Origin of the sequence: Campylobacter sp. P255 (genome assembly GCF_003627915.1) — a bacterium.
Taxonomy (GTDB): domain Bacteria; phylum Campylobacterota; class Campylobacteria; order Campylobacterales; family Campylobacteraceae; genus Campylobacter_D.
The window spans coordinates 64,992-74,529 of record NZ_NREN01000008.1; the positions used below are offsets into that span (position 1 = coordinate 64,992).

General features: G+C 30.9%; 9 protein-coding genes and 5 tRNA genes. All 14 read left to right on the plus strand.

Going from position 1 to position 9,538, the window contains the following annotated elements; translation table 11 throughout:
• Positions 1–2: 2 nt before the first annotated feature.
• The 14 genes from CKA54_RS05415 to CKA54_RS05480 all read left to right on the plus strand — a co-directional run bounded on the left by CKA54_RS05415 (position 3) and on the right by CKA54_RS05480 (position 9,263).
• Entirely contained in the window at positions 3–1,043 is a 1,041-nt protein-coding gene (locus tag CKA54_RS05415; RefSeq protein ID WP_120760606.1) for a diguanylate cyclase, read from the plus strand.
• On the plus strand, positions 1,040–1,564 hold the full coding sequence (def, locus tag CKA54_RS05420; RefSeq protein ID WP_120760608.1) for a peptide deformylase: 525 nt from the start codon (positions 1,040–1,042) through the stop codon (positions 1,562–1,564). Before CKA54_RS05415 ends, def begins: the two co-directional genes overlap by 4 nt.
• Positions 1,561–3,069 carry a YifB family Mg chelatase-like AAA ATPase gene (locus CKA54_RS05425; protein WP_120760610.1) on the plus strand — a complete coding sequence of 503 codons (1,509 nt, stop codon included), beginning with the start codon at positions 1,561–1,563 and terminating at the stop codon, positions 3,067–3,069. Before def ends, CKA54_RS05425 begins: the two co-directional genes overlap by 4 nt.
• Before the next feature lie 8 nt (positions 3,070–3,077).
• Positions 3,078–3,767 carry an NYN domain-containing protein gene (locus tag CKA54_RS05430; protein WP_120760612.1) on the plus strand — a complete coding sequence of 230 codons (690 nt, stop codon included), beginning with the start codon at positions 3,078–3,080 and terminating at the stop codon, positions 3,765–3,767.
• 2 nt (positions 3,768–3,769) lie between these two features.
• A complete protein-coding gene (gene rmuC / locus CKA54_RS05435; protein WP_120760614.1) occupies positions 3,770–5,110 on the plus strand; it encodes a DNA recombination protein RmuC in 1,341 nt (446 codons plus the stop codon).
• Complete coding sequence (locus CKA54_RS05440; RefSeq protein ID WP_120760616.1) at positions 5,094–6,440, plus strand: NAD(P)H-hydrate dehydratase; 1,347 nt, start codon at positions 5,094–5,096, stop codon at positions 6,438–6,440. The genes rmuC and CKA54_RS05440 overlap by 17 nt, the downstream gene beginning before the upstream one ends.
• Positions 6,431–7,003 (plus strand): phosphoribosylglycinamide formyltransferase, encoded by a 573-nt coding sequence (purN, locus tag CKA54_RS05445; RefSeq protein ID WP_120760618.1) that lies wholly within the window; start codon positions 6,431–6,433, stop codon positions 7,001–7,003. The genes CKA54_RS05440 and purN overlap by 10 nt, the downstream gene beginning before the upstream one ends.
• 45 nt (positions 7,004–7,048) lie before the next feature.
• Entirely contained in the window at positions 7,049–7,765 is a 717-nt protein-coding gene (locus tag CKA54_RS05450) for a TerC family protein (RefSeq protein WP_120760619.1), read from the plus strand.
• A gap of 94 nt (positions 7,766–7,859) precedes the next feature.
• Positions 7,860–7,937, plus strand: a tRNA-Pro gene (locus CKA54_RS05455).
• A 12-nt stretch (positions 7,938–7,949) separates the two neighbouring features.
• Positions 7,950–8,026 (plus strand) — tRNA-His (locus tag CKA54_RS05460).
• A 3-nt stretch (positions 8,027–8,029) separates the two neighbouring features.
• Positions 8,030–8,106, plus strand: a tRNA-Arg gene (locus CKA54_RS05465).
• A gap of 26 nt (positions 8,107–8,132) precedes the next feature.
• Positions 8,133–8,209, plus strand: a tRNA-Arg gene (locus CKA54_RS05470).
• 4 nt (positions 8,210–8,213) lie between these two features.
• Positions 8,214–8,298, plus strand: a tRNA-Leu gene (locus tag CKA54_RS05475).
• A 98-nt stretch (positions 8,299–8,396) separates the two neighbouring features.
• Positions 8,397–9,263 (plus strand): hypothetical protein, encoded by an 867-nt coding sequence (locus tag CKA54_RS05480; protein WP_120760621.1) that lies wholly within the window; start codon positions 8,397–8,399, stop codon positions 9,261–9,263.
• Positions 9,264–9,538 lie beyond the last annotated feature (275 nt).

Consider the following 9,538-nt stretch of genomic DNA (forward strand, 5'->3'; position numbering starts at 1 on the left):
CAATGTTAGATGATGATTTATTTGCTGACTTAAATTTAAGTAGCGATCCAACTCCGGCCAAAGAAGCTCCAAAAATCCAAAAAATTAGTGGTGGAGAATTTGAAAAATTTGCAAAGTCTATACTAACTGAACTTGTAAAAGACAATGTGCCTCCAACACCTACTAACTATGGAGTTTATTTTCAAAAAATGCTCGAAGAGCGTCCTTCGGCTTTTAAGAAAAAAGTACATGAGATCATGGAATTTGAGCAAAATGATGATGATATCAAAAGAGCTAATATAGAGCAAGAGATTAAAAAAAGCTTTAGTTCTACTTCGGCGCTATTACAATACATTGCTATGATTTATAGACATCTTGAAACAGTTAAAGATATGCTAAGAAGACGTAATTCAGAACTTGCTATTAGCACAGGTAATTTAGCTGTTTCAAATGTAATCCACGCTTTAGAATCAGATCTTTCGAGATTTTCAAGCATTTTAGATCGATATTCAGATGATATTAAAGAAAATTTTGATGAGGTAAGGCAAACTTATAAACACATTGAAGAACAAAGTGATTTTGACTCTAAATTTGGAGTTTATAACAAAAAATATTTTTTAGAAAATTTAGAAAAAAGCATAGAAAGTAATGCAAAATATAATTATCGAACTTCTTTAATATTTTTTAGAGTAAAAGAAGGAATTTTAGAACAAACTTATACACAAAAAGAAAAAAACGCTTTTTTGAAAAGCATTTGTAGAATTTTTAGTAAAAATGTATCATCAAGCGATATTGTTGCTCATTGTGGCAATAATGTTTTTGTTATGATGATCTCACACACTAATTTAGAAAAAGCACAAGAAATATGTAATAAAATTTTAGAATCCTTAGAAAATTCCAATTTTTTCTTAGCAGATAAAGAAATAGAAGTTGATGTTGAAGTGGCTGTTAGTGCGGTTAATCAAGACAGTAAAAGTGAAGAATTGATAGAAAAATGTACCCAAGCTTTAAAAAATTCGGGTAAAAATTTAGAACCTTTTGTGGTAGTGGAAAAAGAAAAATGATCAGAAAAATAATCACCTATCCTAATCCGAGACTGTTTTTGCAATCTCAAAAAATAGAAAAATTTGACAATGAGTTACATACATTGTTAGATGATATGTATGAAACTATGATAGCAAATAAAGGAGTTGGTTTGGCTGCCATTCAGGTGGATGTGCCGGTTAGAGCTTTGCTTGTAGATATTGGAGATGAAGAAGGCGAGCAAAAAGAAGACAAGCAAACTCTTTTAGAAATCATCAATCCTATCATTACTCCTTTAGATGATGAGATGATATCATGTAATGAAGGGTGTTTAAGTATACCAGGTTTTTATGAAGATGTTTTGCGTTATAAAAACATACGACTTGATTATCAAGATAGATTTGGTAAAGCACAAAGTCTAGAGGCACATGAATTTTTAGCAGTAGCTATTCAGCACGAGATCGATCATCTTGATGGGCATTTATTTATAGAAAAACTTTCTTTTTTAAAACGCCAAAAATTTGATAAAGATTTTAAAAAAAAATCCAAAAAAAATAAATGAAAAAACTAAGATGTGCGAGTTTTTCTACAGAGCTTGATATAATCGATGTAGAATCAACTTTCACAAGAGGTTTGCCAGGTTTTAGCATAGTAGGTCTTGCAAATTCTACCATCAAAGAAAGCACAGAGAGAGTTAAAGCAACTTTATTAAGTCAAAATTTTAGCTTTCCAGCGCAAAAAATCACCATCAACCTTAGTCCTTCAGATATACCTAAAAATGGCTCTCATTTTGATTTAGCTATTGCGATTTTGATTTTATTTCAAAAAGAAAATCTAGATGATTTTTTTGTTTTTGGCGAACTTGGATTAGATGGAAGTATCAAAAGCACAGCGAGCTTGTTTTCTATTTTGCTTTTTTTGAGCGCGAAAGTGCAAAATGCCAAGGTGGTTGTGCCAAAAAGTATAGCGCAAAAAGCTTCAATGATACCCAATCTAACAATTTATGCTTTAGAAAATTTAACTCAAGCGATAGATTTTTTTAAAGCAAAAAATTACGAAAATTTTCATGTATCTAATGAACATCCTTTGTTTGAAAATGCTATAGAACTCAATGGGCAAAAATACATCAAAAACACTTTTTTTCCTTATGATTTTAAAGAAGTTAAAGGGCAAGAAAGCGCTAAATTTGCATGTATTATAGCCGCTTTGGGTATGCATAATGTTTTATTCGAGGGTAGTCCAGGAAGTGGTAAGAGTATGTGCGCTAAAAGACTTCCTTATATTATGCCGCCGCAAAGTCTAAAAGAAATTTTGGCTCAAAATGCATACAAATCTTTAAATTCTTTAGAGGATGATTTTAGTGCAAGTAGGGTTTTTAGAAGCCCTCATCACACAAGTACTAGAGCTAGTATTTTTGGGGGAGGAACTAAAAGTGCTAAAATGGGCGAACTTGCTTTGGCAAATGGCGGTGTTTTGTTTTTTGATGAATTTCCTCATTTTTCAAAACAGATTATTGAAAGTTTAAGGGAGCCTTTGGAAGATTTTAAAATTCTTATTTCAAGGGTTAACACAAAAGTAGTGTATGAGACTAAATTTTTATTTGCTTGTGCGCAAAATCCTTGTCCTTGTGGGAATTTATTTTCTAAAAGTCTTGCCTGTCGTTGTCAAGAGATAGAAATCAAAAAATATAAAAATAAAATTTCCTCGCCAATTTTAGATAGAATTGACCTTTATGTGGCTATGGATGAAATTTCACACGAAGATAAAACAAGCCTAACATCAGAACAAATGAGTGCAATGGTGTTTAAGGGATTTTTGTTTCAAAAGCAAAGAAAACAAGAAGAATTTAATGCTAAATTAAACGAAGAACAGATGAAGCAGTTTTGTATTTTAGATGCAAATGCAGATGAAATTTTAAAAAAAGCTATAGCTTCGTATAACCTTTCCCAAAGAGGTGTAAATAAAACAATAAAAGTGGCAAGAACTATAGCAGATTTAGAGCAAAGTGAGTTTATTTTAAAAAATCATATGTTAAAAGCATTAAGCTTTAGAATGAGAACTACATAGGAGTGAAAATGGAAAATAAAAGCATAGCGATATTTATCGATGCAGAAAATATTCCATCAAAATACGCAAAATCTATTTTTGATATTGCTTCTGATTATGGAGAAATTATCATCAAGCGCATTTATGGAGATTGGACGCAAAAAAATATACAAAATTGGAAAGAGCAAATTGGCCAGTATTCTATTATAGCTATGCAGCAGTTTAATTTTACTGCTAATAAAAACTCAAGTGATATGTATTTAATCACTGAAATTATGAGTATTTTTTATGAAAAAGATATTGATATTTTTGTAATTGTTTCTAGCGATAGTGATTATACTAGTTTAATTCAAAGACTTAAAGAAAGCAAAAAGCAAGTTATAGGTATGGGATTAAAACAAGCTGTAAAATCTTATGTTAATTCCTTTAGTGAATTTTTTTATTTAGATCAAGATGAATCTAAAGAAAAAGTATTAAGCACCAAAGAATATATTAAAGATTTGATCAATATCACAGAAGCTTTGATAGAAGAAAAGGGTCGTGCAGAATATGCTCAAATTCGCACCAATATGAGCAGAAAACATGCGAATTTTATCCCGCAAAATTTTGGTTTTAAAAATTTTAGAGCCTTAGTAAAAGAATTCTTACCACAAATGAAACAATTTAAAGAAGGTAATGAAAAAAACATTTATTTTCTGATTGAAAAAACAAAAGGGTAAAAATGGAAAACATTTTAATAGCACTTTTGGCGGTTGTAGTTTTGTCTTTTGTATGGTATGTGTTTAAAAGTCAAAAAGAAAAAGCAAAGTTAGAATTTTTAAACCAAACTAATTTAACATTGCAAGATCAAATTTCTATTTTAGAATCAGAAAAAAAATCACTTATGGAGAAAAATTCAACTTTATTAGAAGAAAAAATAAACTATTTATCAAAAAGCGAAGCTTTAGAGGCAAAATTAGCGCAAAAAGAACACACCCAACAAGAACTTTTAAATATGCACTTAAAAGAACGTGCAGAATTAAGAGATGAATACACTCAAACTTTGCTAAAACTAGAAGAAAAATATAAACAAAATTTGATAGAGTTGAAGCAAGAATTAGAGCAAAATTTACAAAAACAAAATACTAATATATTAAATCAAAACAAGCTTATGCTGAATGAAGATGCGAAAAAAATCCTAGAAGAAATCTTTTTACCGGTTAAAAAAAGTGTTAAAGAATACAGTGAAAAACTTGCCCAAAATGAAACAAGTATTAAAACACAAATTGAACATATGTTCAAATTTAGTCAAAATATGGGTGAAAATGCAGATAAATTAGCCAAAGTTTTAAAAGGTGATAAAAAAATTCGTGGTAATTTTGCAGAGTTGCAACTTAAGTCTGTTTTAGAAAATAGTGGTTTAGTAGAAGGTGTGCAGTATAAACTACAGGAGAGATTTCAAGAAGAGGGTAAAACCTACATTCCTGATGCGGTGGTGTTTTTAGATAAACAAAAAAGCATTATTATAGATGCAAAATTTTCACTACCGAGTGATTTTGGTTTTGAGGAGATTAGTAAAAATACTTGCCTTGATTTAGCATATAATCTAAAAGCTAGGATCGATGAATTAGCCAAGAAACCTTATATGCAGTATGATAAGCATACTTATGAGTTTGTTTTGCTTTTTATACCTTATCAAAACATTCTAGATTTGATTTTAAGTGTAGATCTTGAAATTTATCAATATGCTTATAAAAAAAAGGTATACTTAACTACACCAAATACTCTTTTTATGGCACTAAATACGATAAATATTTCATGGAAAAACACCCAAAGTAATGAGAATATCTTAAAGGCCTTTGAAGAGCTTGGAAAATTTCACGATAAATTTGCTGGTGTTTTGGAAGATTTTGAAAAAATCAAAGATAATATTAAAAGATTAAATTCCAATGTAGATAATATGCAAACAAAACTTACTCACGGAAGTGGCAATATTGCTTCAAGAGTGATAAAGCTTAAAGAATTAGGTGCTAAAACTCAAAAACTTATAGCTTGCGAGGCTGGTAATGAAAGCCATATGTAAAGATAATATTTCTTATGAAAAACAGCTGATTGAAAAAGGATTAGATGAATTTTTGATGATGGAAAATGCAGGCGTTGAACTTGCAAATTTTATCAAGAAAAAAAGCAAAAAAATACACAATGCTAAAATTTTATTTTTACTTGGCACAGGCGGTAATGGAGCCGATGGACTTGTAGCCATTCGACACCTTAAAAAAGCATCTGCTTATGTTTTGGCATATAAAAAAAGCACAATGTTTCTCAAACAAGAACAAATTTTGCAAAACATCGGTTTTGAATTTTTACAAGAAGAACCTTGTTTTGAAGATTTTGACATTATTGTTGATTGTGTTTTTGGTAGCGGTTTAAATAAAGCTTTAGATGAAAAGTTACAAGGAATTATTCAAAAAATCTCTCAAAGTAAGGCAATAAAAATTGCTTGTGATATTCCTAGTGGGCTTGGACAAGATGTGTGTTTTAAAGCAGATTATACACTTTGTATGGGGGTAGTCAAAGAAAAGCTTTTGGAAGATTTTGCAAAAGAGTTTGTAGGAAAAATCAAAATCGCACATTTGGGAATAAAAATTCAAGCACAAAATACATCGGGCTTTTTACTAGAGAGAAAAGACTTAAAGCTTATTCAAAAAAAGTGTAGTTTTAACAAAGGTGATTTAGGTCATGTATATATTTTTGCTAATAAAAGTGCAGGTACTTTAGCTGGACTTGGGGCTTTAGAGTTTGGCTCGGGTTTGGTTTCTTTAGTAGCAAAAGAGAGTTTTTCACCTTTATTGATGTTAAAAGATACTATTGAAAGTAAAATAAATGCAGCTGCTATAGGCATGGGCTTGAATGATCTAAGTATTTTAAAAGATGAAAGATTGCAAAGTGTTCCTTTGGTATTAGACGCAAATTGTTTTCAAAATGCTGATTTAACTTTGTATTTAAATAGAAAAGATGTGGTTTTAACGCCTCATCCTAAAGAATTTTCTATGCTTTTGAAGTTATATATGAATAAAAATATCCAAGTTGAAGAAATTCAAAAGAAGCGATTTTTTTATGTTAAAGAATTTAGTAAACAATTTGAATGTGTTTTAGTTTTAAAAGGAGCAAATCCTATCATTGCCCAAAAAGATAAGCTTTTTGTGGTAAATTGTGGCAACGAGGCTTTGGCAAAAGCTGGAAGCGGAGATGTGTTGAGTGGCATGATCGCTGCTTTGCTTGGAGCTAAATTTAGTGCTTTAGAGGCTGCGAAAAATGCGGTATTAGCACATGCATTAGTGGCTAAAGATTACAAGAAAAACAAAAACAGTTTTGATGCTTTAAAATTAATAAAGGGGTTAAAATGCTTATAAAGTTGGCAGTTTTATTTAGTGGCAATGGAAGCAATCTAGAAAACATTTTAGAGAAATTACACCAAAAAACTTTTGGAGAAAATACCTTTGAAGTGGTTTTATGTGTGTGCAATAAAAAAGAAGCTTATGGCATACAAAGAGCTTTAAAATACGGTCTTAACACAAAAATCATAGAGCATGAAAAATTTACTTCAAGAGAAGAATTTGATGCAGAGTTAGTAAAGACTATAAAAGAAAGTCAAGCAGATTTAACTGTATTGGCAGGGTTTATGCGAATTTTAAGCCCTGTTTTTACGCAAGAAGTAAAGGCTATCAATCTTCATCCATCTTTGCTTCCATTGTTTAAAGGTGCTCATGCTATTCAAGAAAGCTATGAAAGCGATATGAAAGTTGCAGGCATTAGTGTACACTGGGTCAATGAAGAATTAGATGGTGGAAAAATCATCGCGCAAAAGGCCTTTGAAAAAGGAAAGTTAAATTTTGAAGACTTTGAAGCTAAAATTCACGCACTAGAACATGAGCTTTTGCCTGAAGCGATTGTGCAAATTTTTGAAAATAATTAATTTTTTGTCATTATAATTACGCTTTTTTTGTCTTAAGGAAAATAAATGTTTGAGTGGATTTTTAGTGTAGATGCTTGGGTGGTATTGTTTACCCTTACTGCTTTGGAAATTGTACTAGGGATTGACAATATCATTTTTTTAGCGATTTTGGTAAGTAAGTTACCACCAGAACACAGAGATAAAGGGAGAATTTTAGGACTTGCTTTTGCAATGCTTACTAGAATTTTGTTGTTGTTGTCTTTATTTTGGGTGATGAAACTTGTTACACCTTTGTTTAGTGTTTTAGGCAATGAAATTTCAGGTAGGGATTTGGTGCTTATACTCGGAGGCTTATTTTTGATAGTTAAATCTATTAAAGAAATCAAAGAAAGCATTAATCACAAAGAGCAAGAACAAAGCAATATAAAAATTAGCAATAAATTGTGGATTGTGGTAGCTGAAATAGCTGTGATTGATATTGTATTTTCACTTGATAGCGTCATCACTGCTGTGGGTATTGCTCAAGATATTGAAATTATGATCATAGCGGTTATTATGGCTGTGCTTGTGATGTTGTTTGCTTCTAAACCAATTGCGGATTTTGTTGAAAAATATCCTAGTATCAAGATTTTAGCTTTGGCGTTTTTAGTAATGATAGGTTTTGTTTTGGTAAGCGAAGGTTTTGATATTCATATAGATAAGGCATATATCTATGTGGCTATGGTTTTTTCTTTGGTGGTTGAAATTTTAAATATTATTTCACAAAAGCAAAATAAAGACTAATTTCTAAAATATTTAGCATTTTTGTGCTAAATATTTTTGTTTATCTTGACTTTTGATATTTTTTTATGTAAAATAACGCTTTATTTTTGTACATCGGGGTGTAGCGCAGTCTGGTTAGCGCACTTGGTTTGGGACCAAGGGGCCGAAGGTTCGAATCCTTTCACCCCGACCATTTTTATAAATGGTGAGTGTAGCTCAGTCGGTTAGAGCATCAGATTGTGGTCCTGAGGGTCGTGGGTTCGATTCCCATCACTCACCCCATCAGCGCTCGTAGCTCAACTGGATAGAGCGACAGACTTCGGATCTGTAGGTTATGGGTTCGATTCCTATCGGGCGCACCATTAAGCCCATTGTTGTTTATTTTTATGCGCTCATAGCTCAGCTGGATAGAGCAACGGCCTTCTAAGCCGTAGGTCAGAGGTTCGAATCCTCTTGAGCGTACCACTTTGCGGATGTGGTGAAATTGGCAGACACGCCAGACTTAGGATCTGGTGCAGCAATGCGTGAAGGTTCAAGTCCTTTCATCCGCACCACTTATTAGCAACTCCCATTATAAATATAATTTCGATAATACATTTTAATTTTGCAGCGATATAAAGTAAATTATAAAATATACAAAATAGGACATATTATGATCAATGTGTATCAAGTAAAAATCGTCAAGAGTTTCAATGAAACTAAATTTAGAAAAGACTCAAGAGTAAAAGATTTTTTTCATACCTTTTTAGCACAAAATTTACAAATCTATACCAATATAGAAGATCAAAAGTATGCTAAGAATACGATAGTAGTATATAAAATTTTTGATATATGTATTATATGTATAAAAGGTGGGGTTTTAGTAAATCAAGAGTATTGCCAATTCAAAAAAGGTGTGATAGATCACATGGCAGTATATACCGATGAAAGTATGAGTGATAGTGCTATATCGCAACTATTAAGGGGTAGCTCTACTTTAAAAATTGACAAATCAAACTGTTATGATAATCCAGATGCTAAAGTTGTGTTTTCAGAAAAAGGTTTTTTATTTCAGGCTAAATTTAGCAACTGTGAGAGTAAATTTGATGATACTATGACGATGTTTGCTCTTTCTTTGGCATATCGTGAGAAAATGGAGTATTATTTGAATTTAACATCAAGCATTGTAGATAAAGAAAATTATCACGATGTGATCGATGTAAAAAAAGACTTTTATACTTTTAATCTAAAATATTTTTTTAGCAATCCGGTGCATTATAATTACCAACAAAAACACACGATATGGAAAATTATATTTCAATACTATGATATTTTAGAACAACATCAAGAACTTAAAATCCAGATAGAAAATCTTGTAGACATCTTATATATAGACCAAAATCAAGAAGAAGAAAAAATAGAAAAAATCAAAGAAGATAAAAGAAAAAAAATCGAGATGTTTTTTTTGATTATCGGTGGTTTTGTTACTTTGGCTTCACTTATTAGCGCATATAAAGATGCGATGGAGTTATTTGGATAAAAATATTATTTTATTGGAAAACATATTTTACAAAAAAAAGGTATTTTGTTTTGAAGTTTAAAATACTTCTTAGCTAAATCCCCCCCCCCTTTTTTTTTTCACTTCTTTAACACACTTCACTTCATACACCCTATATCAATACACTTTAATTCTTTTATATTCTTTTATTCTATATTTATAAATTCTCCTTTCTATAAATTTCTTTTTTTATTTTCATTTCTTTTTTCATTTAATAAAACTTTAAGCTTTTGTTGCTATAATTTCATTTCCTTTTC

Bases quoted from the DNA above. Each gene is read 5' to 3' on its own strand.
- rmuC (WP_120760614.1), top strand. From the start codon at position 3,770: ATGGAAAACATTTTAATAGCACTTTTGGCGGTTGTAGTTTTGTCTTTT.
- CKA54_RS05480 (WP_120760621.1), top strand. From the start codon at position 8,397: ATGATCAATGTGTATCAAGTAAAAATCGTCAAGAGTTTCAATGAAACT.
- CKA54_RS05430 (WP_120760612.1), top strand. From the start codon at position 3,078: ATGGAAAATAAAAGCATAGCGATATTTATCGATGCAGAAAATATTCCA.
- def (WP_120760608.1), top strand. From the start codon at position 1,040: ATGATCAGAAAAATAATCACCTATCCTAATCCGAGACTGTTTTTGCAA.
- CKA54_RS05415 (WP_120760606.1), top strand. From the start codon at position 3: ATGTTAGATGATGATTTATTTGCTGACTTAAATTTAAGTAGCGATCCA.
- CKA54_RS05440 (WP_120760616.1), top strand. From the start codon at position 5,094: ATGAAAGCCATATGTAAAGATAATATTTCTTATGAAAAACAGCTGATT.
- CKA54_RS05425 (WP_120760610.1), top strand. From the start codon at position 1,561: ATGAAAAAACTAAGATGTGCGAGTTTTTCTACAGAGCTTGATATAATC.
- purN (WP_120760618.1), top strand. From the start codon at position 6,431: ATGCTTATAAAGTTGGCAGTTTTATTTAGTGGCAATGGAAGCAATCTA.
- CKA54_RS05450 (WP_120760619.1), top strand. From the start codon at position 7,049: ATGTTTGAGTGGATTTTTAGTGTAGATGCTTGGGTGGTATTGTTTACC.